The sequence below is a fragment of the Paracoccus sp. J39 genome (assembly GCF_000518925.1).
Classification (GTDB): domain Bacteria; phylum Pseudomonadota; class Alphaproteobacteria; order Rhodobacterales; family Rhodobacteraceae; genus Paracoccus.
The window spans coordinates 47,285-72,168 of record NZ_KI912521.1 but is presented as its reverse complement, the minus strand read 5'-3'; the positions used below and the strand labels follow the sequence as shown (position 1 = coordinate 72,168).

The 24,884-nt window shown below is 69.6% G+C and carries 22 protein-coding genes; 18 read left to right on the top strand and 4 right to left on the bottom strand.

Translation table 11 applies throughout. The annotated features are described in order from the left end of the window. Window positions 1-46 precede the first annotated feature (46 nt). From L632_RS0121540 to mnhG, 11 genes are all read left to right on the top strand, one after another. On the top strand, window positions 47-1,099 hold the full coding sequence (locus L632_RS0121540; RefSeq protein ID WP_028711134.1) for a glycosyltransferase family 61 protein: 1,053 nt from the start codon (window positions 47-49) through the stop codon (window positions 1,097-1,099). 99 nt (window positions 1,100-1,198) lie between these two features. After that, window positions 1,199-1,735, top strand: a complete 537-nt coding sequence (locus L632_RS0121535; protein ID WP_230375663.1) for a serine O-acetyltransferase — start codon at window positions 1,199-1,201, stop codon at window positions 1,733-1,735. Beyond that, window positions 1,728-3,299 (top strand): AMP-binding protein, encoded by a 1,572-nt coding sequence (locus tag L632_RS0121530; protein ID WP_028711135.1) that lies wholly within the window; start codon window positions 1,728-1,730, stop codon window positions 3,297-3,299. The genes L632_RS0121535 and L632_RS0121530 overlap by 8 nt, the downstream gene beginning before the upstream one ends. Before the next feature lie 19 nt (window positions 3,300-3,318). Next, on the top strand, window positions 3,319-3,555 hold the full coding sequence (locus L632_RS0121525; RefSeq protein WP_028711136.1) for an acyl carrier protein: 237 nt from the start codon (window positions 3,319-3,321) through the stop codon (window positions 3,553-3,555). Beyond that, the gene (locus L632_RS0121520) at window positions 3,548-4,807 is read left to right on the top strand and encodes a type III PLP-dependent enzyme (protein WP_232215642.1); all 1,260 of its coding nucleotides are present in this window, start codon (window positions 3,548-3,550) and stop codon (window positions 4,805-4,807) included. The genes L632_RS0121525 and L632_RS0121520 overlap by 8 nt, the downstream gene beginning before the upstream one ends. A 145-nt stretch (window positions 4,808-4,952) precedes the next feature. Beyond that, entirely contained in the window at window positions 4,953-7,841 is a 2,889-nt protein-coding gene (locus L632_RS0121515) for a monovalent cation/H+ antiporter subunit A (protein ID WP_028711138.1), read from the top strand. Further along, on the top strand, window positions 7,832-8,173 hold the full coding sequence (locus L632_RS0121510; RefSeq protein WP_028711139.1) for a Na+/H+ antiporter subunit C: 342 nt from the start codon (window positions 7,832-7,834) through the stop codon (window positions 8,171-8,173). Before L632_RS0121515 ends, L632_RS0121510 begins: the two co-directional genes overlap by 10 nt. Continuing rightward, window positions 8,170-9,891, top strand: a complete 1,722-nt coding sequence (locus tag L632_RS23360; RefSeq protein ID WP_371256014.1) for a monovalent cation/H+ antiporter subunit D — start codon at window positions 8,170-8,172, stop codon at window positions 9,889-9,891. The genes L632_RS0121510 and L632_RS23360 overlap by 4 nt, the downstream gene beginning before the upstream one ends. After that, window positions 9,888-10,376 (top strand): Na+/H+ antiporter subunit E, encoded by a 489-nt coding sequence (locus L632_RS0121500; RefSeq protein ID WP_028717580.1) that lies wholly within the window; start codon window positions 9,888-9,890, stop codon window positions 10,374-10,376. The genes L632_RS23360 and L632_RS0121500 overlap by 4 nt, the downstream gene beginning before the upstream one ends. After that, window positions 10,373-10,654: a K+/H+ antiporter subunit F gene (locus tag L632_RS0121495; RefSeq protein WP_028717579.1), complete on the top strand. Its 282-nt coding sequence runs from the start codon at window positions 10,373-10,375 to the stop codon at window positions 10,652-10,654. The genes L632_RS0121500 and L632_RS0121495 overlap by 4 nt, the downstream gene beginning before the upstream one ends. After that, complete coding sequence (gene mnhG, locus L632_RS0121490) at window positions 10,651-11,097, top strand: monovalent cation/H(+) antiporter subunit G (protein ID WP_028717578.1); 447 nt, start codon at window positions 10,651-10,653, stop codon at window positions 11,095-11,097. Before L632_RS0121495 ends, mnhG begins: the two co-directional genes overlap by 4 nt. On the opposite strand, the gene aroB is transcribed toward mnhG, so the two are convergent. Together aroB and L632_RS0121480 are read right to left on the bottom strand one after the other, a co-directional pair. Further along, window positions 11,094-12,197 carry a 3-dehydroquinate synthase gene (gene aroB / locus L632_RS0121485; protein ID WP_028711143.1) on the bottom strand — a complete coding sequence of 368 codons (1,104 nt, stop codon included), beginning with the start codon at window positions 12,195-12,197 and terminating at the stop codon, window positions 11,094-11,096. The two genes, mnhG and aroB, sit on opposite strands and share 4 nt — an antisense overlap. Further along, window positions 12,194-12,742 (bottom strand): shikimate kinase, encoded by a 549-nt coding sequence (locus tag L632_RS0121480; RefSeq protein WP_256380452.1) that lies wholly within the window; start codon window positions 12,740-12,742, stop codon window positions 12,194-12,196. The genes aroB and L632_RS0121480 overlap by 4 nt, the downstream gene beginning before the upstream one ends. Window positions 12,743-12,856: 114 nt before the next feature. Between L632_RS0121480 and L632_RS0121475 the strand changes: the two genes are divergently transcribed. Genes L632_RS0121475 through L632_RS0121460 form a run of 4 tightly spaced genes read left to right on the top strand, consistent with a single transcriptional unit; the run spans window position 12,857 to window position 17,082 of the window. Beyond that, on the top strand, window positions 12,857-13,114 hold the full coding sequence (locus L632_RS0121475) for a hypothetical protein (RefSeq protein WP_028711145.1): 258 nt from the start codon (window positions 12,857-12,859) through the stop codon (window positions 13,112-13,114). Next, window positions 13,101-14,735: a hypothetical protein gene (locus L632_RS0121470; protein ID WP_036699140.1), complete on the top strand. Its 1,635-nt coding sequence runs from the start codon at window positions 13,101-13,103 to the stop codon at window positions 14,733-14,735. Before L632_RS0121475 ends, L632_RS0121470 begins: the two co-directional genes overlap by 14 nt. Beyond that, on the top strand, window positions 14,732-15,703 hold the full coding sequence (locus L632_RS0121465; RefSeq protein WP_028717577.1) for a site-specific tyrosine recombinase XerD: 972 nt from the start codon (window positions 14,732-14,734) through the stop codon (window positions 15,701-15,703). Before L632_RS0121470 ends, L632_RS0121465 begins: the two co-directional genes overlap by 4 nt. Next, on the top strand, window positions 15,700-17,082 hold the full coding sequence (locus L632_RS0121460; protein ID WP_036699125.1) for an HlyC/CorC family transporter: 1,383 nt from the start codon (window positions 15,700-15,702) through the stop codon (window positions 17,080-17,082). The genes L632_RS0121465 and L632_RS0121460 overlap by 4 nt, the downstream gene beginning before the upstream one ends. Here L632_RS0121460 and L632_RS0121455 read toward each other — a convergent pair. Both L632_RS0121455 and L632_RS0121450 read right to left on the bottom strand, forming a co-directional pair. Beyond that, window positions 17,076-18,566 carry a nucleobase:cation symporter-2 family protein gene (locus L632_RS0121455; protein WP_028711149.1) on the bottom strand — a complete coding sequence of 497 codons (1,491 nt, stop codon included), beginning with the start codon at window positions 18,564-18,566 and terminating at the stop codon, window positions 17,076-17,078. The two genes, L632_RS0121460 and L632_RS0121455, sit on opposite strands and share 7 nt — an antisense overlap. Window positions 18,567-18,656: 90 nt before the next feature. Then, a complete protein-coding gene (locus L632_RS0121450) occupies window positions 18,657-20,600 on the bottom strand; it encodes a hypothetical protein (protein ID WP_028717576.1) in 1,944 nt (647 codons plus the stop codon). A gap of 93 nt (window positions 20,601-20,693) precedes the next feature. Here L632_RS0121450 and tkt point away from each other — a divergent pair, with 93 nt between their 5' ends. The 3 genes from tkt to L632_RS0121435 all read left to right on the top strand — a co-directional run bounded on the left by tkt (window position 20,694) and on the right by L632_RS0121435 (window position 24,796). Next, window positions 20,694-22,712: a transketolase gene (tkt, locus tag L632_RS0121445; RefSeq protein WP_028711151.1), complete on the top strand. Its 2,019-nt coding sequence runs from the start codon at window positions 20,694-20,696 to the stop codon at window positions 22,710-22,712. Window positions 22,713-22,952: 240 nt separating this feature from the next. Beyond that, a complete protein-coding gene (locus L632_RS0121440; protein WP_028717575.1) occupies window positions 22,953-23,879 on the top strand; it encodes a DMT family transporter in 927 nt (308 codons plus the stop codon). Window positions 23,880-23,905: 26 nt separating this feature from the next. Further along, a complete protein-coding gene (locus tag L632_RS0121435) occupies window positions 23,906-24,796 on the top strand; it encodes a lysophospholipid acyltransferase family protein (protein WP_051416105.1) in 891 nt (296 codons plus the stop codon). Window positions 24,797-24,884 lie beyond the last annotated feature (88 nt).

Sequence of the window (24,884 nt, the reverse complement as noted above, 5' to 3'; positions counted from 1 at the left end):
GCCTTGCGACCTCAAACTCGTCCCGAACCTGCCCAGCCGAGCCGCCATGCATTCCCTCAGACCGATCCATAACCGCCTGCGTCGTCTTTTCGGTCTGGGCCAGGCGGATTTCTTCGACACCGCCGTCGAACGCTGGGAGATCTGCCCCGCCGAGGTGGTCGAGATCACGCCGGGCATCTGGCTGCCCGACCAGATCGACCATATCGCGCGCACCGAATTCGGCGCCCTGCCCGACATTCTGGCGCAGATGCAGGGCGACCCCGCCGAGCGCACGCCGCCGACCATGGGCTACCGCTTTCGCGACGTCGATTTCGTCGACGGCGTGCTGCATGCCCTGGGGGGCGAGCGTCACCTGCGCCAGCGCAGGCATTCCGGCCTGACCTATGCCCGCCCGCGCGAAAGCCTGTCCGGCGCGCTTTACGAAAGCTGGATCGGCAACCGCTGGTTCGGCAACTGGCTCTTGAACGACTGCCTCGCCTATCGTCTGGCCGAGGCGGCCGGCGCGCCCGCGACCTCTGCCCCTGCCCGCGGCGGCCATATCGCGCGTTACGAGGAATTGCTGGACATGACGCCCCGGCGCATCGGCGATGCGCATTTCGACGAATTGATCCTGTTCGACGACCTGCACAACAACAGCCACCGCCGCGCCCGCGCGCAAGAGAATCGCGCCCGCATCCTCAAGGACCGCGCGCTGAAGCCCCTGCCCGGCGTCTTCATCTTCCGCGGCGCCAGCGGCGATGCCCGCATCCTGGAGAACGAGGCCGAGATCGCCGAGCGGCTGGAGGCCGAATACGGTTTCCGCACGCTCTATATCGACCGCCACGACGCCGACCAGATGGCCGAGGCGGCGGGCGCCGCCCGGCTGGTGGTGGGCGTCGAGGGCAGCCAGCTCGCCCATGGCGTGATCGCCATGGCCCCGGGCGGCACGGTGCTGACGCTGCAGCCGGCAGACCGGGTGACGACCTCGCTGAAGCTGCTGACGGATTGCTGGCAGCAACGCTACGCCATGGTGGTCGGCGAGGGAACGGCGGGCGGCTACCGGGTCGAATGGGACCAGATTCGGCGCACCCTCGACCTGATCGCCGTCGAAAACCCCTGAAACCCGTCCTAACAGTCAGGTTGAGTTTGCGGCGAGACATCGGAATATGGGGCCGGGCGAGCTTATTTCCCGCCGAAGTCATTAAACAAGTGTATGGTGATGTTTGAAACTCTCCGGGACGACTACAGACGACACGGCCGTTCGCTGACCGAACCCGCCTTCGTCTCGCTTGCCGTCTATCGCTACGGCCGTTGGGCCATCGGGCTGAAGAATCCGCTGCTGCGCTGGCTGGCCAGCAAGCCCTACGCGCTGATGAAGGTACTGATCCTGAACGTGACCAAGGTCTGGATCCCGCCGCAGGTGCGGCTGGGCAAGGATTTCCACATCATCCATGCCGAGGGCTCGCTGTCCATCCATCCCGACGTGGTCATCGGCGACCGCTGCGGGGTGATGCACAACGTCACCATCGGCACCAACATGGGCCCGGGCGCGCCGGTGATCGGCGATGACGTGTTCATCGGCGTGAATTCCTGCGTGCTGGGCCCGATCACCATCGGGGACCGGGTGCGGATCGGCGCCAATACCGCGGTGACGACCAATGTGCCGCCGGATTCGGTGGTGATCGGCTCTCCCGCCAAGATCTATCCCAGCCTGCCGATCTTTGCCGCCAGGAAGAAGGCCCCCGCCCATGAGTGACGATTTCGACCGCAGCATGTGGCGCCTGCTGGCCGACAACCTGCCCGCCCGCCCGGGCAAGACCGCCGCCGTGGATCAGGGCCGCGCGGTCACCTATGCCGAATTGGCGGCCGAGGCCGGGCGCGTCGCCGACTGGCTGGTCCGGCGCGGCATCCTGCCCGGCGACCGGGTGATCGTGCATCTGCGCAAGGGCATCGACGAGGTCGCGGCCATGTTCGGCGCCTGGAAGATGGGCGCCGTGGTCGTCAACGTGAACATCCGCTGGACACCCGCGCAGCTGGCCTATGTCGCCCGCGACAGCCGGGCGCGCGCGGTGATCCTGCCCCGCAACGCGCTGGAGGCGCTCGTGGGCGAACATGCCTTGCCAAAGGGCACGGCCTATCTTGTTCAGGGCAAGGCCGAGGGCCTTGTCCAGGGCGCGGACCCCTGGGGGGCGCTTGCCGCCGACCAGGCTTCCGCGCCCGACGAACCCGACCCGCGCGGATTGGCGATGATCATCTACACCTCGGGCTCGACCGGCGCGCCCAAGGGGGTGATGCTCAGCCACCGCAACATCCGCGTGGGCGCCATCTCGGTCGCGGACTATCTGGGGCTGGACGAAAGCGACCGGCTGCTTTCGGTGCTGCCCTACAGTTTCGACGCCGGGCTGAACCAGCTGACCACCATGCTGCTGACGGGCGGGACGGTGGTGCACCAGCCGCTGACCATGCCGGCCGAGATCATCCGCATGGCCCAGGCCGAATCGGTGACGGGAATCGCCGGCGTGCCGCCCCTGTGGAACCAGATCGTGCGGCTGCTGGTGGACCGCCCGACCGACCTGCCGGCGCTGCGGCGCATCACCAATACCGGCGGCAAGATCCCCCCGAACATCCTGGAGCTGCTGCCGCAGGTATTCCCGGGCGTCGACATCTACCTGATGTATGGGCTGACCGAAGCCTTCCGCTCGACCTATCTGCCGCCCGAGAAATTCGCGGCCAAGATGGGCTCGATCGGCCGCCAGATCCCGAACGCGCAGGTCTTCGCCGTCAAGCATGGCGAGGGCGTGGCCGGTCCCGGCGAACAGGGCGAGCTGGTCCATGCCGGCCCGCTGGTCAGCATGGGCTATTGGGAAAAGCCCGAGGTGACGGCACAGAAGATCCGCCCCTGCCCCGAACTGGCGCATCTGCTGGGCGACGAACCGGTGGTCTGGTCGGGCGATCTGGTGCGCGTCGACGAGGATGGCGACCTGTGGTTCGTCAGCCGCATGGACGAGATGATCAAGACGCTCGGCTTTCGCCTGTCGCCGACCGAGGTCGAGGATGCGATCTCGCAAAGCGGGCTGGTGACCGACGTGGTGGCCTTCGGGGTCGAGGATGCCGATCTGGGCCAGGCGGTTCACGCGGTCGTGACCTATCTGCCGCAGGCCGACGAAACCGCGCTGGCCGCGCATTGCGCCCGGGCGATGCCGCATTACATGCGTCCGCAGCGATACCATCCCTGGCAGGGCGCCATGCCGCGCACCGCCAGCGGCAAGCTGGACCGCCCCGCCATCATTTCCGCCGCCAAGGCCGCACTGCAGAACTGACCAGAAAGGCATTGAATCCATGAGCCTGAGCAAGGACGAGCTGATCCGCTACATCCGCAGCGAGCTGAACATCGACACGCCGCTGGAGGGCGATACCGAACTCTTCTCGACCGGGATGCTGGATTCGGTGGCGATGGTCGGGCTGATTTCCTTCGTCGAGCAGCATGCCGGCGTGCGGGTGCAGCCCGGCGACGTGACGCTGGACAATTTCGACACGGTCGACGCCATCCTCGCCTATGTGCAATCCCTTGACTGATGCGGCGACTGATCCGGCGACCGATCCGGCCGCGCTGGACCGGCAGCTGGCCGAGGCCGCCGCGCGTTTCGGCACCCCCGCCTATGTCTATGCCACCGACGAGATCGAGGCCCGGCTCGCGCATCTGCGCGCGCATCTGGGGCGCTGGTTCGCCGTCAGCTTCGCGGTCAAGAGCAACCCGAACCCGGCCCTGCTGGACTGGATGCGGGGCCGGCTGGACTATCTCGACATCTCCTCGGGCGGCGAATTCGCGCTGAGCCAGGAGGCGGGCTGGGATGCGGCGAAGGTCAGCTTCACCGGCCCGGCCAAGCGCGATGCCGAGCTGCGCCCCGCCATCGGGGCGGGCCTGGGCGAGCTGGTGCTGGAAAGCCTGCGCGAGGCGCGGCTGGCCGATGCCATCGCCGCCGAGCTGGGCCGCGTCCAGCCGGTGCTGATCCGCCTCGCGCCGGCGCGGGTGCCCAAGGGCTTCGGCGACCAGATGGCCGGCCGGCCCAGCCCCTTCGGCATCGATGTCGAGGACGCGGCCGAGATCCTGCCGCAGATCGCCGCCCTGCCGAACCTGCGCATCATCGGGCTGCACATCTATTCCGGCACGCAATGCCTCAAGCCCGAGGCGATCTGCGAGAACTGGCGCATCTTCATGCAGGTGTTTTCTGACACCTGCGCGGCGCTGGACCTGAACCCCGAGAAGCTGATCTTCGGCGCCGGGCTGGGCATCCCCTACCACCCCGGCGACAGCGCGCTGGACCTCGCCGCCATCGCGGCCGAGATCGGCCCCGAACTCGACGCCTTCGCCGCGCATTTTCCCGCGACCCGGCTGGTGCTGGAACTGGGCCGCTACCTGGTCGGGCCGGCGGGCCGGTTCCTGACCCGCGTGGTCTCGGTCAAGCAATCGCGCGGCACGCGAATCGCCATCTGCGACGGCGGGCTGAACGGCAACCTGGCGGCTTCGGGCAATTTCGGCATGGTGCTGCGGCGCAATTACGTCATGCACCGGGTGGGCGGCGACGAGAACGGCGCGCGGCCCGAGGAGAAGCAGGATATTTCCGGCCCGCTCTGCACCTCGATCGACAAGCTGGGCGGCAGCGTCACGCTGCCGCGGCTGGAGGAAGGCGACCTGATCGCCATCCATGCCTGCGGCGCCTATGGGCCGACCGCCAGCCCGCTGCATTTCATCAGCCATCCCACACCCGTCGAGGTGCTGGTCACCGGCGGGCAGATGCGCGACGTGACGCGAATCCGGGACCGCTAGGCCCCGGCGCGGCGCCTCGCGCGGCAGCGCGATAAAATATTCCTGATCTTGGATTTTTGCGTCGTTTTTCTCGACCCGGTCGGTTGTGTTTTCCGGGCCTGCGCGTCTATTATCTGCGCGCACCCCGAACCGGAAAAGGAACACGATGGTCGAACAGAACCTGTTGCTCTTGCTTGTTCTGACGCCATTCGTGTCGGCCGCCCTGGCGGCCACGCTTCCCATAGGGGCACGCAACGCCGAAGCCTGGCTGGCCGGGCTGACGATGATCGTCGTCCTAGTGATCCTGGGCGTGCTCTATCCCGCCGTGACCGAGGGGCAGCACATCACCGGCACCTTCCACTGGGTCAGCTCGATCGGGCTGGACCTGACCTTCCGGATCGACGGCTTTTCCTGGCTGTTCATGGTGCTGGTGGCGGGGATCGGCTTTCTCGTCATCCTCTACGCGCGCTATTACATGTCTCCCGACGACCCGGTGCCGCGGCTTTATTCCTGCCTGCTGGCCTTTTCCGGCGCCATGTCGGGGCTTCTGCTGTCGGGCAACATCATCATGCTGGTGGTGTTCTGGGAACTGACCAGCATCGTGTCCTTCCTGCTGATCGGCTACTGGTTCCAGCGGCAGGACGCCCGCGACGGGGCGCGGATGTCGCTGATCGTGACCGCCTCGGGCGGGCTGTGCCTGATGGTGGCGATGATCATCCTGGGCCAGATCGCCGGCAGCTACGACCTGGACGCGGTGCTGGCCGCGGGGCCGCAGATCACCAGCCACCGGCTTTATCCCGCGGTGCTGATCCTGTTCGTGCTGGGCGCCTTCACCAAATCGGCGCAGTTCCCGTTCCATTTCTGGCTGCCCAACGCCATGGCGGCGCCGACTCCGGTCTCGGCCTATCTGCATTCGGCGACCATGGTGAAGGCCGGGGTCTTCGTGCTGCTGCGCTTCCATCCGGCGCTGGGGGGCACGGATGCCTGGTTCCAGATCGTCACCGGCATCGGCATGACCACGCTGCTGCTGGGCGCGGTGGTGGCGCTGTTCCGCCACGATCTCAAGGGACTGCTGGCCTATTCGACCATCAGTCACCTGGGCCTGATCACCGCGCTGGCCGGGATCGGCAGCCCCTTCGCGCTGATCGCGGCGGTGTTCCACATCGTCAACCATGCGGTCTTCAAGGCCTCGCTGTTCATGGCCGCAGGCATCATCGACCACGAGACCGGCACCCGCGACATGCGCCGCCTGTCGGGCCTGGCCCGGGTGATGCCGGTCACGGCGACGCTGGCGATCATCGCCTCGGGCGCCATGGCCGGGGTGCCGCTGCTCAACGGCTTCCTGTCGAAGGAGATGTTCTTCGAGGCGACCTATGTCTGGAACAACGGCGGCTCGCTCGACAATTTCGCGCCCTATGTCGCGGTGCTGGCCGGGGCGTTCAGCGCCGCCTATTCGCTGCGCTTCATCGTCACCGTGTTCTTCGGCCCCACCGCCACCGACCTGCCGCGGGAACCGCACGAGCCGCCGCTGCTGATGCGCCTGCCGGTGGCGATCCTGGTGGCGATCTGCCTTGCGGTCGGCATGTTCCCGCAGCAGGTGCTGGGCATCTGGCTGCAGACCGCCAGCATGGCCGTGGTCGGCCCGGAACTGCCGCATTTCAGCCTGAAGGTCTGGCACGGCGTCACCCCGCCCCTGATCATGAGCCTGATCGCCATGTCGCTGGGCGCGCTGCTCTATCTGCTGCCGCGCCGGCTGATCGATTCGGGCGAGGACGGCACGCGGCTGATGCGGCGGCTGGACTTCGCGCGCGGCTTCGACTGGCTGCTGCAGGTCTTCACCATCCGCCTGCCGCGATTCGCGTTGCGGGTGCTGTCCACCAACACGCTGCAGACGCAGCTGCGGGTCATGGTGCTGCTGTCGCTGGCCGGGTCCTGGTTCGTGCTGCGCCTGCTGGACTGGAACGTGCCGATGCCCGAGATCGGCGCCAGCGAGCTGGTCTTTGCCCTGTTGTGGCTGGTCGGCGGCACCTGCGCCGTCGGCGCCGCCTGGCAGGCCAAGTATCACCGTTTCGCGGCCCTGGTGCTGATGGGCGGCGCCGGGCTGGTGACCTGCGCCACCTTCGTCTGGCTCTCGGCCCCCGACCTGGCCGTGACCCAGCTGCTGGTCGAGATCGCCACCACCACGCTCTTGCTGCTGGGCCTGCGCTGGCTGCCCAAGCGCGACGAGGAGATCCCCGGCGACAACACGCTGGTCGCCCGGGCACGCCGCAGCCGCGACCTGCTGATCGCGCTGGCCTGCGGCACCGGCATGACGGCGCTGGCGCTGGCGGTGCTGCTGACCCCGCCCGGCGCCTCGGTCGGCGACTGGTTCCTGCGCAACGCCTATGTCGAGGGCGGCGGCACCAATGTCGTCAACGTCATCCTGGTCGATTTCCGCGCCTTCGACACCTTCGGCGAGATCACCGTGCTCGCCATCGTCGGGCTGACGGTCTATGCGCTCTTGCGCCGCTTCCGCCCGGCGCCGGAAAGCGTCGAGCGCCCGCGCCCGCAGCTCGACGCCGAGGAACAGGCGCTGGAGGCCTATCTCTTCGTGCCCTCGGTGCTGATGCAATGGATGTTTGCGCCGATCATCGCGCTGTCGGCCTATCTGTTCTTCCGCGGCCATGACCTGCCGGGCGGGGGCTTCGCCGCCGGCGTCACGCTGGCGGTGGGCCTGCTGCTGCAATATGTCGCCGCCAATGTGCGCTGGGTCGAAGCGCGGATCACCGTGCTGCCGGTGCGCTGGATGGCCTCGGGGCTGACCATCTCGGCGGCGGTGGGGGCCGGGTCCTGGATCTTCGGCTATCCCTTCCTCAGCGCGCATGCGCAGTATCTGGACATCCCGGTGATCGGCAAGGTGCCGTTCTCGACCGCGATGCTGTTCGATTTCGGGGTGTTCTCGCTGGTGCTGGGCGCCATCGTGCTGATGCTGATCGCCATCGCCCACCAGTCGCTGCGCGTCGCCCCCCGCGCCCGCACGGCCGAAGCCAGCGAGGAGACGAGCGAATGGAACTGATCCTGGCCCTTGCCATCGGCGTGCTGGTCGGCTCCGGCGTCTGGCTGCTGCTGCGCCCGCGCTCCTATCAGGTCATCGTCGGGCTGTGCCTGCTGGCCTATGGCGTGAACCTGTTCATCTTCGCCATGGGCCGGCTCTATGTCGGCGCCGCGCCGATCATGCCCAAGGGCGGCTTTGTCGATCCGACCGCCTATGCCGACCCGTTGCCGCAGGCGCTGGTGCTGACCGCCATCGTCATCAGCTTCGCCACCACCGCGCTGTTTCTCGTCCTGATGATCGCCTCGCGCGGGGTAAGCGGCACCGACCATGTCGACGGCAGGGAGCGCGAATGATGAACAACGGCACCACGCCCGACCATCTGATGATCGCGCCGATCCTGATCCCGCTGGTGGCGGGGGCGATCATGCTGTTCTACAGCGACCGCAACCGGCAGACCAAGCTGATCATGGGGCTCGTGGCGGTCGGGCTGACCTTCCTCGCCTCGGTCGAGCTGATGGCCGACGTGAAATCCGCCACCGAACAGGGCGGCACCGTGGTCGGGCTCTACCGGCTGGGCGACTGGCCGGTGCCCATCGGCATCGTGCTGGTGCTGGACCGGCTGTCGGCGATGATGGTGATGCTGACGGCGCTGCTGGCTGCGCCCTCGCTGATCTATGCCGCCGCCGGCTGGCACGGCAAGGGCCAGCATTACCACAGCATGTTCCAGTTCCTGCTGGCCGGGGTCAACGGTTCGTTCCTGACCGGGGACCTGTTCAACCTCTTCGTCTTCTTCGAGGTGATGCTGGCCGCCTCCTACGGTCTGATGCTGCACGGCTCGGGCCCCGAGCGGATCAAGGCCGGGCTGCATTACCTGGCGGTGAACCTCGCGGCCTCGCTGTTCTTCCTGATCGGGGTGGCGCTGGTCTACGGCACCACCGGCACCCTGAACATGGCCGATATCGGCCGGGCCCTCTACTGGCTCAACGATGCCGAGCGGCTGCTGTTCCATGCCGCCGCCACCTTCCTGGGGCTGGCCTTCCTGATCAAGGCGGCCGCCTGGCCGCTGTGCTTCTGGCTGCCCTCGACCTATGGCTCGGCTTCGCCGCCCGCCGCGGCGATCATGGCGATCATGACCAAGGTCGGGATCTATGTCATCCTGCGGCTGTCGCTGCTGGTGCTGGGGCCGGATGCGGGGCCCTCGGCGGGGTTCGGCGCGCCGGTGCTGATGATCGGCGGCGTGCTGACCATGGGCTTCGGCATGATCGGCATCCTCGGCACCCCGGACCTGTCGCGCAAGGGCGGCTATCTGGCGATCATCTCCTCGGGCACGGTGCTGGCCTCGATCGGCTTCGCGCAGGCCGGCGGCGGCAGCTCGATGCTGGGAGGCGCGCTTTACTACATGGTCGGCTCGACCGCGGCGATCTCGGCCTTCTTCCTGATCGCCGAGCCGGTCAGCCGCAACGACGAGGGCGACGACGACGCCCCAACCGAGGGGGACGGCTTCGACCCGCTCAGCGAACGCTGGGCGCCGATGGGCCTGGACACGGTCGAGGACGCCCCGGCCCCGGCCAGCCATCGCACGGTCAGCTGGCTGACCATGGCCATCTGCTTCAGCCTGGTCGCGGCGATGATTGCCGGCCTGCCGCCGATGCCCGGCTTCATCGGCAAGTTCGCCATCCTGCGCGGTGCGGTGCAGGACAACCTGCCTGCCGCCGGCCATCTGCCGCTGATCCTGTGGACCTATGCCGCCATGCTGATCCTGTCCGGCCTCGGGGCGCTGATCTCGCTGATGCGCTTCGGCATCCGGCGCTTCTGGGCCGAAGAGGGTCCGACGCCGCGCATCCTGGCGCTCGAGGTCGTGCCGGTGGTCATGCTCTTGGGCATGATCGCGGTGCAGACCGTGCGGTCCGAGGCGCTGCTGGGCTATACCAGCGCCACCGCCAGCGCGCTGCTCGAGCCCGGCGTCTATCGCAAGGCGGTTCTGGCCGAGGCGCAGGACATTCGCTCCGCCCCCGCGCAGAACCTTGCCCCCGATCCGCAGCCCGGCAACGACGGGGAGGAGACGGAATGAGCCGGCTCGTTCCCCATCCCCTGCTCTCGGCCGCGCTGGTGGTGATGTGGCTGTTCCTGACCGCCTTCACCCTAGGCCATCTGCTGCTCGGCACGCTGATCGCGCTGGGGGCGGGCTGGTCGGTCGAGCATCTGCACCCGCCGAAGCCGGTATTCCGGCGCTGGCTGGCGATCCCGAAGCTGATGGCGATCGTGGCGGTGGACATCCTGCGCTCGAACATCACCGTGGCGCGGGTGCTGCTCCTCGGGCCCGACCATCCGAAATACAACTCGGGCTTCGTCGAGCTGACCCTGGCCCTGCGCGACCCCAATGCCATCGCGGTGCTGGCGATCATCCTGACCGGCACGCCCGGCACCGCCTGGATCGAGTTCGACCAGGAGGAAGGACGGCTGCTGCTGCATGTCCTCGACCTGCGCAGCGACGCCGACTGGCAGAGCCTGATCCACGACCGCTACGAGACGCTGCTGATGGAGATATTCGAATGACCGCCGAGATCCTGCGTTTCGCCCTGGGCTATGCCCAGATCGCCCTGATCCTGGCGCTGGCGCTGGCCTGCTGGCGCATGCTGCGCGGCCCACGCGCCCAGGATCGCGTGCTGGGGCTGGATACCATGTATATCAACGCCATGCTGCTGTTTCTGGTCATCGGCATGGTCAACGGCAATGTCTTCTTCTTCGAGGGCGCGCTGGTCATCGCCGTGCTGGGCTTCGTCACCACGGTCTGCGCGGCCAAGTTCCTGATGCGCGGCGAGGTCATCGAATGACGCATCTGCATCAGCTGCCGCCCTGGGCCGCGCTTGTCGTGGCGCTGTTCGTGGTGATCGGGGCCACGCTGACCCTGCTGGGCGGGGTCGGGCTGGTGCGGCTGAAAAGCTTCTACCAGCGGCTGCACGCGCCGACGCTGGGCTACAGCTACGGCACGCTGCTGATCATCCTGGCCTCGATGCTGATGTTCTCGCTGGCCGAGGGGCGAGCAGTGGTGCACGAGCTGATGATCGGCATCTTCATCATGGCCACCACGCCGATCACCCTGCTGATGCTGGGCCGCGCTGCGCTGCGCCGGGACCGCGACCGCAAGCTGGGCCATAACGAGGCGGTGCCGCCCCGCCGCCGCACCGAACCGCCGCCCCTCGACGATATCGAGGCCGAAGCCGAGGCGGGAACCGATGCGGAGGCCGGGGCCGAGACCGAAGAGCCGCGACCCTAGCGCGAATCCGCCAGGACCTGCCGCAGCAGCGCCGGCTGGACCGCATCGGTGACGAAGGCCTGGCCGATGCCGCGCGCCAGGACGAAGCGCAGCTTTCCGTCCTGCACCTTCTTGTCCTGCGCCATCAGCGCGATCAGCGCCTCGTCGTCCGGCAGCTCGCCCGGAATGTCGCGGATGCGCGCCGGCAGGCCCATGGCGGCGAAATGCGCGGCGACGCGCGACGGCGCCTCTTGGCTGCACAGGCCCATCCGCGCGGACAGCTCGAAGGCCAGGGTGCAGCCGATGGCCACGCCTTCGCCATGCAGCAGCCGGTCGGAATAGCCGGTCGCCGATTCCAGCGCATGGCCGAAGGTATGGCCCAGATTCAGCAGCGCGCGCTCGCCCTGCTCGGTCTCGTCGCGCTGGACGATGCCGGCCTTCATCGCCACCGAATGGCGCACGGCGCACTGGCGCAACGCCGGATCGCGGGCCAGCGCCGTGGCATTGGCCTCGAGCCAGCCGAAGAAATCCTCGTCGCCCAGAAGCCCGTATTTCGCCACCTCGCCATAGCCGGCGCGGAAATCGCGCGGCGCCAGCGTGCCCAGCACGTCGATATCGGCCAGGACCAGCGCCGGCTGGTGGAAGGCGCCGATCAGGTTCTTGCCCTGCGGGCTGTTGATGCCGGTCTTGCCGCCCACCGAGCTGTCAACCTGCGCCAGCAGCGTGGTCGGAATTTGCACGAAGCGCACGCCGCGGCGCAGGATCGCGGCGGCGAATCCGGCCAGATCGCCGATCACCCCGCCGCCAAGCGCGATGACCAGATCCTTGCGCTCGACCTTCTGCGCCAGCAGCCATTCCACGGCGCGGCCCAGCTCGGCCCAGGATTTCGTGGCCTCGCCCGCGGGCAAGGCCAGCGCCGGCGCGGCGATGCCGTGCCGGGCCAGCGCCTCGCGCAGCGCCGGCAGGTGCAGGCCGGCGACCGTCTCGTCGGTCAGGATGGCGACGCGGCGCTTGCCGGCCAGCGCGACGATCTCGTCGCCGGCGCGCGCCAGCAGGCCCTGGCCGATGCGCACGTCATAGGAACGCGCGCCCAGATCCACGTGAACGGTGTCGATGCTCATTTATCCTCCAGGATCGCCGGATCATGCGCGCCGATGGCGGCCAGCACGCGATTTGCCGTCTGCTCGATGCTGTCGCCGCGTTGCGCGGGGACGCGGATATCGGCCAGCGCATAGACCGGGCTGCGCTCGGCCAGCAGCCGCTCGAGCGTGCCGCGCGGGTCGGGAGTCTGCAGCAGGGGCCGGGTCGGCCGGTGCCGGACCCGGTGCCAGAGCGTCTCGAGATCGCAGTCCAGCCAGACCGAGACGCCTTCGCCGCCGATGCGGGCACGGTTCTCGGGGCGCAGCCAGGCGCCGCCGCCGGTCGAGACGATGCCGGGGCCCGAGGCCAGCACCCGGCCCAGCACCTCCGATTCGCGGGCGCGGAAGAACTCCTCGCCGTCGCGGGCAAAGATTTCCGGGATGGTCATTGCGGCGGCGCGCTCGATCTCGGCGTCGGTGTCGTGGAACGGCCGGCGCAGGCGGCGCGCAAGCTCGCCCCCGATCGCGGTCTTTCCCGCCCCCATCATCCCGATCAGCACGATGTTACGCCGCATCACCACCCGCATCCCGCCTTTTGCAACCGGAGTGACTGATGGCGTGATCTTTCGGGAAATGCCATATATATTTCGCGCGAGCCGGCAGCAGACCGGCATTCCTGATCGAGGCGGAAGGGGCGTTTCATGCGGCTTTTGAAGGTGGTGGTGGTTCTGGTCATCCTGATTCTGGCGGGCCTGGCCGGCTATGCCTATTTCGGCGACATGAGCTCGGACCCGCGCGAGATGCGGATGCCGGTCGAGCTGGACCTGGGCGCCGAGACCCCGGCCCCGGCCGCCGAGCCCGCCGCCGGCAATCCTGCCGGAGCCGCAACCGCCGCGGCGACCGGCGATGCCGGCCCGTCCGGGGCCGATGCGGGGGCTGGGCAAGATGACCTCGACTGACAGCTCCGGCCTGGCCCGCGCCCTGATCTGCGCCGTGGCGGCGGGGCTGGCGCTGGCCCAGCCGGCCGGGGCCAAACCGCCGCTTTCGGCCAGCGACTGGCTGTCGGGCAGCGTGCAGGAGCCGGGCAGCATCTCCTCATGGCGGCCCGGCGATCCGCGGCCGCCCGAGCTCAAGCGCCGGTCCAAGCGCGACATTGCCCCGACCGGCGCGGTCGAGCCGGTCGGGGTGACCCGGCTGGGCGAGGGCAATCCCGACGGCAAGGGCACCGTCTCGCCCCGGGCGGCGGGACTGCCGGCGGATCTCTGGGGCGACAGCGACGCGGCGGTGCTGGTGCGGCTGATCCGCAGCTCGAACCCGCGCCTGCCGGCGCTGCGGCGGCTGGAGCGGCGGCTGCTGGCCGCACAGCTGCGCCCGCCCCGGACCGAGGCCGGGCAGGAAGGCGCGCTGTTCCTGGCGCGGGTGGACAAGCTTCTGGACATGGGCGCGACCGGCGCCGCCAAGGAGCTGCTGAAGGCGGCCGGTCCCGGCGATCCGGAACGCTTCCGGCGCCTTTTCGACATCGCGCTGCTGTCCGGCGACGAGGCGCATGCCTGCGAGATCATGGACCGCACCCCCGGGGTCGCCCCCAGCTTCCCGGCACGGATCTTCTGCCTGGCGCTCGGCGGCGACTGGACCGCCGCCGCGCTGGTCTTTCACGGCGCCGAAACCATGGGCCGGATCGACCCGCAGATGGCGGCGCTGCTGGCGCAATATCTCGACGACGGCTATTCCGACAGCAGCGAGGAACTGGTGCCGCCGCAGGTGGTGACGCCGCTGGAGCTGCGCCTGCACGAGGCGATCGGCCAGCCCCTGCCCTCGTCCAGCCTGCCGCTGGCCTTCGCCCTGGCCGACCTGGACCAGAACGAAGGCTGGAAGGCCCGGCTGGACGCGGCCGAGCGGCTGGCGCGGGCCGGCGCCATCCCGGCCTCGCAGCTGCGCATGATCTATCTGGAGCAGAAGCCCGCCGCCTCGGGCGGGGTCTGGGACCGCGCCGCGGCCGTGCAGGCGCTGGCCGATGCGCTGCTGCTGCGCGACGCGGATGCGGTGGCGCGGACCCTGCCCGCCGCCTTCGACGCCATGGTCCAGGCCGGCCTCGGCCCGGCGCTGGCCGATATGGTCGGGGCCGAGGTCGGGGCGCTGGGGCTGGACGGCAGGCCCGGGCAGATCGCGCTCTGGCTGGCGCTGCAGGCCGCGCAGCCGCAGGTGGCGCAGAACCCGCCCGCCGATGCCGAGCCCTTCGACCTGTGGCTCTTGCGCTTTGCCGAGGGCGAGCCCGAATCCGCGCCGCCCCCGGGCGAGGGCGAGCCGCGCGCGGCGCAGCTTTTCCCCGCCTTTCTGGGCCCTTCGGAACAGGACCTGCCGCAGGGCGCGGCGCAGCTGATCCTGGCAAACCGCCGGGGCGAGGCGCTGCTGGCCGCCCTTGCCGACGTGGATGCCGGGCTTGACGGCGACCTGCCGCGCGCGGCGCAGGGCCTGCGCGTGCTGCGGGTGCTGGGCCAGCAGGAGATCGCGCGTCAGGCCGCGGTCGAGCTGGTCCTGGCCCCGGTGATGACGCCCGGACCGGGCGGCGGCGCACCGTGAGCGGCGGCCGGCTTGGCGATCAGGGCCGGATCTCGGCCTTTCTCGACGCGCAGGCGGCCGAGGCGGGGGCGGCGCGCAACACGCTGCTGGCCTATGGCCGCGACCTGAAGGATTTCGCCGGCTGGCTTGCGGCGCGCGGCGGCAGCCTGCTGACCGTCACCCGCGACGGGATCGAGGACTACCTGCTTCATTGCGACGCCCAGGGCCTGTCGCGGGCGACGCGGGCGCGGCGGCTGTCGGCGATCCGGCAGCTGTTCCGCTTCGCGCTCGAAGAAGATTGGCGCGAGGACGATCCGGCCTGCCGCATCAGCGGGCCGGGCCGGATGCAGCGCCTGCCCAAGGTGCTGGACCGCGCCGAGGTGCAGGCCATGCTGGACGCCATGCCCCGCATCGGCCGCAACGAGACCGAGCGCGCGCGCAACCTGGCGCTGGTCGAGCTGATCTATGCCACCGGCATGCGGGTGAGCGAGCTGGTGTCGCTGCCGGTCGGCGCCTGCCGGGGCGATCCGGCGCTGCTGCTCATCCGGGGCAAGGGCGGCAAGGAGCGCATGGTGCCGCTGAGCGATCCGGCCCGCCGGGCGCTCGCCGCCTGGCTGAAGCGCCGCGACGAGGCCCCCGCCGAAAGCCCGCTGGGCCGGCTGGTCGCCGGCAAGGGCGCGCGCTGGCTGTTCCCCGCCGCCAGCCGCGAAGGGCACATGACCCGGCAGGCGATGAACAACCTGCTGGGCCAGCTGGCGCTGGCGGCCGGGATCGACCCGGCCCGCGTCTCGCCGCATGTGATCCGCCACGCCTTCGCCACGCATCTTCTGGAAGGCGGCGCCGACCTGCGCGCCATCCAGACGCTGCTGGGCCATGCCGATCTGGGCACGACCGAGATCTATACCCATGTCATGGACGGGCGGATGCGCGATCTGGTGCTGAACCACCATCCGCTGGCGCGGCGCGGCCGCAACGGGAAAGCGCCATGATCGCCCTGGCCACGGCAGCGGCCGCCGCCGTCCCTGCGCCTGCCGCCGGGTCGGCGTATTACGACCTGGCCTTCTGGCTGACCGGCGCGGCGATCCTGGTGCTGCTGGCCCTCTCGGCCTTCTTCTCGGGCTCCGAGACCGCTTTGACCGCCTCGAGCCGCAGCAAGCTGCGGGCGCGCGCCGACAAGGGCGATGCGGGCGCGCAAAAGGCGCTGGACGTGACCGAGGACAGCGAAAGCCTGATCGGCTCGATCCTGCTGGGCAACAATGTCGTCAACATCCTGGCCGCCAGCCTGGCGACGGCGCTGTTCACCCGGCTGCTGGGCTCGGGCGGCGTGGCGGCGGCGACGCTGGTGATGACCGCGCTGGTGCTGGTCTTTTCCGAGGTGCTGCCCAAGACCTATGCCATCCTGGCGCCCGAGGACCTGGCCAGCCGGGTCGCCCGCCCGATCGGCATCAGCACCCGCATCCTCGCCCCCGTGGTCATGGTGGTGCGGCTGGTGGTGCGCGGCATCCTGGCGCTGTTCGGGGTGCGCGCCGACGATTCCGGCCCCGTCTTTTCCGTCCAGGAAGAGATCGCCGGTGCGCTGGCCATCGCCCAGTCCAGCGGCGCCGTGCAGAAGGAGGAACGCGACCGGCTGATGGGCGCGCTGGACCTTGGCGACCGCTCGGTCGAGGAGATCATGCTGCACCGGTCGCGGATCGAGATGATCGACGCCGACCTTTCCGCCGATGAGGTGCTGGACCGGGTGCTGAAAAGCCCGCATACCCGCCTGCCCGTCTATCGCGGCGAGCGCGAGAACGTCGTCGGCGTGATCCATGCCAAGGACCTGTTGCGCGGGGTGCGCAAGGCGCTGCAGGACAGCGGCCCCGAGGCGCTGCGCAACTTCGACGTGCTCAGCACCGCCATGCCGCCCTATTTCGTGCCCGACACCACCTCGCTGGACGAGCAGATGCGCGAATTCCTGAAACGGCGCACGCATTTCGCGCTGGTGGTGGACGAATACGGCAGCCTGCGCGGGCTGATCACGCTGGAAGACATCCTCGAGGAGATCGTGGGCGAGATCACCGACGAGCATGACATGGAGGCCGCGCAGTCGCTGGTGCCGAACGCCCAGGGCGACTATCTGGTCGACGGCGCCATGACCATCCGCGACCTGAACCGGGCGCTGGACTGGTCGCTGCCCGACGACGAGGCCAATACCGTCGCCGGCCTGGTGATCCACATGGCCCAGTCGATCCCGACGCCGGGCCAGGTGTTCTCGTTCCAGGGCTACCGTTTCGAAGTCGTTGCGCGGCGCGAGAACCGCGTCACCCGGCTGCGCATCCGGCCGCTGGCCGAGACGGCCCCGACCGGCGAGCCCGCCGCCGATCAGTGATCGGCCATGCTGGCGGCGCGCTTGGCGTCCTCGACATCGCCGCCGGTGCCGTTGAAGAAGGCATTCAGCGCCACCGCCGCGATGGTGGCCAGCAGGATGCCCGATTCGACCAGCGGGTGGATGGCATGCGGCATCCATTGCTTGAAATCGGGCGCGATCAGCGGGATCATCCCGAAGCCAAGCGCCACCGCCACCACGAACAGGTTGTTGCGGTTGCCGGCGAAATCCACCGTCGAGAGGATGCGGATCCCCGTCGCCGCCACCATGCCGAACATGACGAGCCCCGCCCCGCCCAGCACCGGGGTCGGCAGCGATTCCACCGCCGCGCCCATCTTGGGCACCAGCCCGAACAGGATCAGGATCAGCCCGCCGGCGACGCAGATATAGCGGCTCTTGATGCCGGTGACGCCGACAAGGCCGACGTTCTGGCTGAAGGAGGTATAGGGGAAGGTGTTGAAGATGCCGCCGATCAGCGTGCCGAGGCCGTCGGTGCGCAGCCCGGCGCTCAGCCGCTGCGGGGTGATCTCGCGGCCGGTCATGTCGCCGAGCGCCAGGAACATGCCCGTCGATTCGATCATCACCACGATCATCACCAGAACCATGGTCACGATCAGCACCGGATCGAAGATCGGCGTGCCGAAATGGAAGGGGGTGACGATGCCGAACCAATGCGCCTCGGCGACCTTCTCGAAGGTCATCTGGCCCAGGGCGATGGTCAGCGCCGCGCCGATCAGCATGCCCAGCAGCACCGCGATATTGGCGACGAAACCGCGGCCGAAGCGCGCGATCAGCAGGATCGCCACCAGCACCACCCCGGAGATGACGATGTTGACGGGCTGGGCGTAAAGCGGGTTCTGCACGCTGGGCGCCGGGGCAAAGCCGTCCGGCAGGGCCGGGACGGCGCCGGTCCCGGCCAGCTCCTTCAGCTGGTTCAGCCAGCCCATGGCGACCGGGTCCACGACCTTGGGTGCGGTCGGCCCGACCGGGTTGCCAAAGATCCAGTTGATCCCCACCCGCATCAGCGTCACGCCGATCACCAGGATGATCGTGCCGGTGACCAGCGGCGGAAAGAATTTCAGCATCCGGCCGACGAAGGGCGCCAGGATCATGGCGACGATCCCCGCGCCGATGATGGCGCCGAAGATCATCCGCGCGCCCTCCGGTCCCGGATAGGCATTCGCCATCGCCACCATCGGCCCGACCGAGGCGAAGGTCACCCCCATCATCACCGGCAGCTGGATGCCGAACCAGCGCGTCATGCCCAGCGACTGGATGATGGTGGCGATGCCGCAGCAGAACAGGTCGGCCGAGATCAGGAAGGCCACGTCCTCGGGCGAGAGCTTCAGCGCCCGGCCGACGATCAGCGGCACGGCCACCGCGCCGGCATACATCACCAAGACGTGCTGCAGGCCCAATGTCGCCATGCGGACCGGCGGCAGGATCTCGTCGACCGGGTCGACCGCGGATGTCGCAACTCGTGCCATCATTTCCCCCTGTTGCCGAAAGGCATTGCTTTTTCTGCCAGATTGCTTGGCCAGCGGGGTTTTGGCAAATCCTTTGTGACGCAGACGCGGTCAGCCCGGCGTCGCGCCGGGTTCTGCGGCGCAGGCGGGCGCGCCGGCAGGCATCTGCCTGCGCAGCGCGCGGCCCAGGGTCTCGGTCAGGCCCAGCCCGGGCCAGGCCGCCCGGGCCGCCTGCAGATGCGCCTCGGCGCGCGCGCCGTCCTGCGCCTTGGCGGCGCGCAGGGCGGCGGACAGGCGCAGCAGCGGCTGGTCGGGCGCCAGCGCCAGCGCCGAGCCCAGCCAGCGGTCGCCGGCCTTGCGATTGCCGGCGGCGAAGCAGGCATCGGCCAGCCGCTTGTGGGTCAGCATCTGCGCGGGCCGCGCCGCATCCAGCCAGTGCAGCAGCGCGAAGGCCCGGTTCAGCCGGCCATGCAGCCGCAGGACCGAGGCGCAAAAGCCCAGCCAGGCCGCATCCCTTTCGTCAAGCCCAGGGTTTTCGCCCCGGGCCAGCGCCGCCTCGATCTGCTGCAGCTTTTCCGCCCCCGGCGCGATCTTGCGCCACAGGTCGGGCCAAAGCAGCAATTCGCGCTGCGGGCCGGGGTCGCGGACGAATTCCGACCAGTCGATGCGCAGCGTCCAGAGCGGCAGCAGCCTTCCCTTGCCGTCCTCCGGATCCGGCTGGGCATGGATGGGCAGCAGGTCGGGCGCATAGCACAGCGCCCGGGCGGCGGGGCCGCCGCCGCGGATCAGCCGATGCGCCAGCGCCGGCATGATCGGGCCCTCGGCCGCGCGGCCGGTGAAAAGCATGCCAAGAAAGTCGGCCTCGAGCTCCGGCCCCTGCTCGCCGGTCACCAGCAGCACCTGCCGGCATTGCGGCTTGTCGCGGTTGCGCATCAAGGGCGCGTCAAGGCCCTGCTGCGCCAACCGCCGCGCCTTCTGCCTGCGCCGCGCCGACCAGGCGGCCAGGGCCAGCTCCCTGTAAAGAAACGGGAACCGCTCCAGCAGGGCGCGGCGCCCGGCCAGCGCGTCGACCAGTTCGCCGCCGCGCCCGCAGCTTGCGGCATGGCGCGCGGCATAGCTGACGCTCTGCGCCAGATCGCCGGGCGCGAAGAAAGTGTCGGGCCGCGCGATCACCCGGTCCAGAAGCGCATCATAGGCCGCAAGCCGCGGCCCGGCCTGCAGCGCGGCCGGCAGGGCCACGATGCGGCAATGCCCGATCATCGCCGCCGCACGCGAGAATGCGCTGTGGCTGGGCGCCCCGACCTCGGCGCAGCCGGCCATCAGCAAGAGCTCAAGCAGGTCGCGCTCGGCCGCGGACAGGGCGCCGGCCTTCAGCAGCTCGTGCACGGGCACCAGGCGCGGATCGCCCTGGCGCAGATGCTCGACCGCCGCAGGCGTGTCGGAAAACGCGATGACCGGCCCTTCGGCGCGGGCGACGAAGGCGCGGAAGAACTCGTCGGGCACATATTTCGACGCCCAGGAGGAATAGGACCAGGGATCGCCGTCCAGGATGTCGCCGCGCCGCACATGGATGGCGGCGGGCTGGCCGCCGCCGGCCTGCGCCAGGATGCGCCGGGCCCGCGCCAAGGCACGCGTCAGCCGCGGCGACAGGGCAAGCTCCGCCGCGGCCGCGCGCAGGCCCTCTGCGGCTTCCGCCTCGGTTTCGTCCATGAAGCGGATGATCTCGGACATGGCGTCGCATTCATAGCGCCGTCCCTCGGCCAGGCTGCGGGCGAAGCCGGCGCTGTTCATGCCCGGCGCCACGGCGGGAAGGTTGCGCAGGCCCGTCCGGCCGGGCGGGCGCGCGACGATGTCGATATGCGCGGCCACGAAATCGGGGGCCAGGAAATCGCGGGGATCGGCCAGTTCGGGATAGGGACCCTCGGGCTGCGAGAGCCAGAGATAGCGGCCGGGGACGCCGAACTTGCGCGACAGGCGCATGACATTGAGCAGGCAGATCAGCCGCGCGCCGATCCGATCCTGCCGGAAACCGATGATGGCATGGTCCTTCGTCATGCGAAACCGCCCCTTCGCCGCCCTTGCGGCTTGCAACCGCCCGCCCTCCTGCCTATCAGGGCGTGCCGCCACACAACAGCACGGAATCCCGATATGGACATCGCCGCCCGCCGCAAGGCCGATCCCGCTCACTGGCGCCTCGCAAACGCCATCCGCGCCCTCTCGATGGACGCCGTCGAGGCCGCGAATTCGGGCCATCCCGGCATGCCGATGGGCATGGCCGACGTCGCCACGGTCCTGTTCCGCAACCACCTGAAGTTCGACGCCGCCGCGCCGAACTGGTTCGACCGCGACCGCTTCGTGCTGTCGGCCGGCCACGGTTCGATGCTGATCTATTCGCTGCTCCATCTGACCGGATACGAGCAGATGTCGATCGACCAGATCCGCAATTTCCGGCAATGGGGCTCGATCACCGCCGGCCATCCGGAATTCGGCCATGCCGAGGGCGTCGAGACGACGACCGGCCCGCTGGGCCAGGGCATCGCCACCGCCGTCGGCTTCGCCATCGCCGAAGAGGCGATGCGCGCCCAGTTCGGCGAGGCGCTGTGCAGCCACAAGACATGGGTCATCGCCGGCGACGGCTGCCTGATGGAGGGCATCAGCCAGGAAGCCGTCGGCCTGGCCGGCCACCAGAAGCTGAAGAACCTGATCGTGCTCTGGGACAATAACGACATCACCATCGACGGCCGGGTGTCGCTGTCGGATTCGACGGACCAACTGAAACGCTTCGAAGCCTCGGGCTGGCGCACGCTTTCCTGCGACGGCCACGACCCCGCCGATATCGAGCGCGCGCTGGCCGATGCCGCCAGCGGCAAGGACGACCGCCCGGTCCTCGTCGCCTGCAAGACCATCATCGGCTACGGCGCGCCGAACAAGCAGGACAGCTCGGGCGTGCACGGCTCGGCCCTCGGCGCGTCCGAGATCTCCGCCGCGCGCGAGGTGCTGGGCTGGGATTCGCCCGCCTTCACCGTGCCCGAGGACATCCTGGCCGACTGGCGCGCCATCGGCGCCCGCGGCCGGGCCGAGCGCGAGGCCTGGGCGGCCCGCGTCGATGCGGCCGAGAACCGCGACGAATTCGCCCGCCGCATCTCGGGCGGCGTCAGCGACCGGCTGGCGCCCACCATCGCGGCGCTCAAGGAACAGGCGCTGGCCAGCAAGCCCAAGGTCGCGACCCGCAAGGCCAGCGAGATGGTGCTCGAGGTGGTGAACCCCGAACTGCCCGAGACGCTGGGCGGCTCGGCCGACCTGACCGGCTCGAACAACACCAAGACCAAGGATCTGGGCATCTTCACCCCGGAAAACCGCAAGGGCCGCTATGTCCATTACGGCATCCGCGAACACGGCATGGCCGCGGCGATGAACGGCATCTGGCTGCATGGCGGGCTGCGCCCCTATGGCGGCACCTTCATGTGCTTCACCGACTATGCGCGCGGCGCCATGCGGCTTTCGGCGCTGATGGGCCTGCCGGTGACCTATGTCATGACCCATGACAGCATCGGCCTGGGCGAGGACGGCCCGACCCACCAGCCGGTCGAGCATCTGGCGATCTGCCGCGCCACGCCCAACACGCTGACCCTGCGCCCCTGCGACCTGATCGAGACCGCCGAGGCCTGGGAAATCGCGCTGTCGAGCGAATCGACCCCGACGGTCATGGCGCTGTCGCGCCAGAACCTGCCGCTGCTGCGCGAGGATGCGGGCGAGAACCTGACCGCCAGGGGCGCCTATGTGCTGCGCGAGGCCAGCGCCGCGCCCCGGGTGATCCTGATGGCCTCGGGCTCCGAGGTGGAAATCGCCGTGGCCGCGCGCGAGACGCTCGAGGCCGAGGGCGTGCCGACCCGCGTGGTCTCGGTGCCGTCGATGGAGCTCTTCCGCGACCAGGAGGCTGAATATCGCCAGCAGGTGCTGCCCGCCGGCACCGTGCGCATCGCCATCGAGGCCGCGGTGCGCCAGCCCTGGGACTGGCTGCTTCTGGGCGAGCGCGGGCGCGAGGAGACCTCGGGCTTCATCGGCATGACCGGTTTCGGCGCCTCGGCCCCGGCGCCCACGCTCTACAAGGAGTTCGGCATCACCGCCGAGGCCGCCGTCGCCGAGGCTCGCCGCCTGCTCGGCTAAGCACTTACGGGCCGCGCCCGCCCCGGCGCGGCCCCCTCCCATCCCGCCGGCCCCGTCCCATCCCGCCGGCTTCTTCGTTCCCCCGAATACCCATGCCCCCGGCGCTCCGGGAAAGCCGCCGCGGCTGCCTTTCACCGTTTCCCAAATACTCATGGGACGGCGCGGCCCGGCCCTCGCGCCGCCCCCCATGGACCCTGCCGCCGCCCGCGGGCATAACCCCGGGGACAAGAGGGACCCGCCATGACACCGCCCCAACCCAGCCCCGGCGCCTTGCCGCCGATCCTCGCGCCCGCGGGCGATCCCGCGCGGTCCACGCAGCTGCGCGGCATCCTGCTCCTGCTGCTGGCGATCTTCCTGTTCACGCTGATGGATGCGACCGGCAAGCATCTCTCGACGCTCTACCATCCGGTGCAGGTGGTCTGGGTGCGCTTCGTCACCAACCTGGCCATCGTCGCGGTCATCTTCGCGCCGCGGCTGCGCAGCGCCCTGGCCACCCGGCGCCCGGTGGTGCAGTTCTTCCGCGGCGTGACGCAGCTCGGCTCGATCCTGCTGTTCTTCAGCGCCTTGCAATTCATCGGCCTGGCCGAGGCCACCGCGATCATGGACATCAACCCGGTGCTGATCACGCTGGGCGCCGCGATCTTCCTGGGCGAATCCATCGGCATCCGGCGCATCCTCGGCATCCTTGCCGCGCTTTGCGGCGCGCTGATCATCATCCGCCCCGGCGCCGGGGTCTTCCATCCCGCGGCGCTGCTGGCGCTGGTCGCGGCCTTCACCTATGCCGCCGGCGCGATCCTGACCCGCATCGCGCGCAGCGATTCCACCGCGACCTCGGTCCTCTGGTCGGCGCTGGTCGGCTCGATCCTCACTACCCTGGCGGTGCCGTTCTTCTGGCAGCCCATCGCGGCGGGCGACATCTGGGCCTTCCTGCTGCTCGGCGGGCTCGGCACCGCGGCGCAGACGCTGCTGATCCGGGCCTTCTCGCTGGCCGAGGCCGCCGCCATCGCCCCCTTCGGCTATACCGGGCTGATCTGGGCCGGGCTCTGGGGCTGGCTGGTCTGGGGCACCCTGCCCGACCTTTGGACCCTTGTCGGCGCGTTGATCATCGTGGCCGCTGGCATATATGTCTGGATGCGCGAGGCCCGCGCCATGCACCGGCCCGCGTGAATCGAAGCCCAGAAGGCAGGACCGCGATGAGCGAGACCGAAACCCCCGAGCCCATCAGCCTGCGCGACCGCATCGCCAACGGCGCCTTTCTGGCGCTGATGGGCCTGGCCCGCATCCTGCCCTACGAACGGCGCATCCCGGTCATGGGCTGGTTCTTCGCCCATGTCCTGGGCCCGCTTGCCGGCTGGCGCAGGCGCATCCGCGCCAATCTCGCCATGGCCTGCCCCGACCTGCCCCCGGCCGAGATCCGCCGCCTGACCCGCGCCGTGCCGGACAATGCCGGCCGCTCGCTGGCCGAGACCTATTCGGGCGAGGAGTTCACCGACCGCATCCGCGCCTCGGATCCGCTGACCGGGCCCGGGCTTCCGGCGCTGGAGCAGGCGGCCGCGGCGGGCCGGCCCGTCATCCTGGCCGCCGCGCATTTCGGCAATTACGACGCCATGCGCGCGGCGCTGGCCGGGCGCGGCTGGCCGGTCGGCGCGCTCTACCGGCCGATGAACAACGAGGCCTTCAACCGCCATTACATCCCGGCGCTGAACGCCATCTCGCAGCCGATGTTCCCGCGCGGCCGCGCCGGGCTGGCCGCGATGCTGCGTTTTCTGAAGGGCGGCGGCTGGCTGGCCCTGGGCTTCGACCAGTTCGACGATCACGGCGCCGAGCTGCGCTTCTTCGGCCTGCCGTCCAGGACCGTGCTGACCCCGGCCGAGCTGGCGCTGCGCTATGACGCGCTGATCCTGCCCATCGCCGGGGTGCGCCAGCCCGACGGGCTGAGCTTCCGGGTCGAGGTCGGCGCGCCGGTGCCGCATGGCGAAGCCGCGGCCATGATGCAGGCGCTGAACGACGATCTGGAGCGGCTGGTCCGCGCCCATATGGAGCAATGGTTCTGGGTGCACCGGCGCTGGAAACGCAGGGGCTAGGCGGCGAATCCCTTTCCCTTGGGTTGTCCACCGGTCTATAAGAACGCCCAAATCCGCCGCGCAAGCAGAACGCGGGCCCCGACAACGA

Excerpts from the sequence above, each read along its gene's own strand:
- L632_RS0121540 (WP_028711134.1), top strand. The coding sequence starts at position 47 with ATGCATTCCCTCAGACCGATCCATAACCGCCTGCGTCGTCTTTTCGGT.
- L632_RS0121535 (WP_230375663.1), top strand. The coding sequence starts at position 1,199 with ATGTTTGAAACTCTCCGGGACGACTACAGACGACACGGCCGTTCGCTG.
- L632_RS0121530 (WP_028711135.1), top strand. The coding sequence starts at position 1,728 with ATGAGTGACGATTTCGACCGCAGCATGTGGCGCCTGCTGGCCGACAAC.
- L632_RS0121525 (WP_028711136.1), top strand. The coding sequence starts at position 3,319 with ATGAGCCTGAGCAAGGACGAGCTGATCCGCTACATCCGCAGCGAGCTG.
- L632_RS0121515 (WP_028711138.1), top strand. The coding sequence starts at position 4,953 with ATGGTCGAACAGAACCTGTTGCTCTTGCTTGTTCTGACGCCATTCGTG.
- L632_RS0121510 (WP_028711139.1), top strand. The coding sequence starts at position 7,832 with ATGGAACTGATCCTGGCCCTTGCCATCGGCGTGCTGGTCGGCTCCGGC.
- L632_RS23360 (WP_371256014.1), top strand. The coding sequence starts at position 8,170 with ATGATGAACAACGGCACCACGCCCGACCATCTGATGATCGCGCCGATC.
- L632_RS0121500 (WP_028717580.1), top strand. The coding sequence starts at position 9,888 with ATGAGCCGGCTCGTTCCCCATCCCCTGCTCTCGGCCGCGCTGGTGGTG.
- L632_RS0121495 (WP_028717579.1), top strand. The coding sequence starts at position 10,373 with ATGACCGCCGAGATCCTGCGTTTCGCCCTGGGCTATGCCCAGATCGCC.
- mnhG (WP_028717578.1), top strand. The coding sequence starts at position 10,651 with ATGACGCATCTGCATCAGCTGCCGCCCTGGGCCGCGCTTGTCGTGGCG.
- aroB (WP_028711143.1), bottom strand. The coding sequence starts at position 12,197 with ATGAGCATCGACACCGTTCACGTGGATCTGGGCGCGCGTTCCTATGAC.
- L632_RS0121480 (WP_256380452.1), bottom strand. The coding sequence starts at position 12,742 with ATGCGGGTGGTGATGCGGCGTAACATCGTGCTGATCGGGATGATGGGG.
- L632_RS0121475 (WP_028711145.1), top strand. The coding sequence starts at position 12,857 with ATGCGGCTTTTGAAGGTGGTGGTGGTTCTGGTCATCCTGATTCTGGCG.
- L632_RS0121470 (WP_036699140.1), top strand. The coding sequence starts at position 13,101 with ATGACCTCGACTGACAGCTCCGGCCTGGCCCGCGCCCTGATCTGCGCC.
- L632_RS0121460 (WP_036699125.1), top strand. The coding sequence starts at position 15,700 with ATGATCGCCCTGGCCACGGCAGCGGCCGCCGCCGTCCCTGCGCCTGCC.
- L632_RS0121455 (WP_028711149.1), bottom strand. The coding sequence starts at position 18,566 with ATGGCACGAGTTGCGACATCCGCGGTCGACCCGGTCGACGAGATCCTG.
- L632_RS0121450 (WP_028717576.1), bottom strand. The coding sequence starts at position 20,600 with ATGACGAAGGACCATGCCATCATCGGTTTCCGGCAGGATCGGATCGGC.
- tkt (WP_028711151.1), top strand. The coding sequence starts at position 20,694 with ATGGACATCGCCGCCCGCCGCAAGGCCGATCCCGCTCACTGGCGCCTC.
- L632_RS0121440 (WP_028717575.1), top strand. The coding sequence starts at position 22,953 with ATGACACCGCCCCAACCCAGCCCCGGCGCCTTGCCGCCGATCCTCGCG.
- L632_RS0121435 (WP_051416105.1), top strand. The coding sequence starts at position 23,906 with ATGAGCGAGACCGAAACCCCCGAGCCCATCAGCCTGCGCGACCGCATC.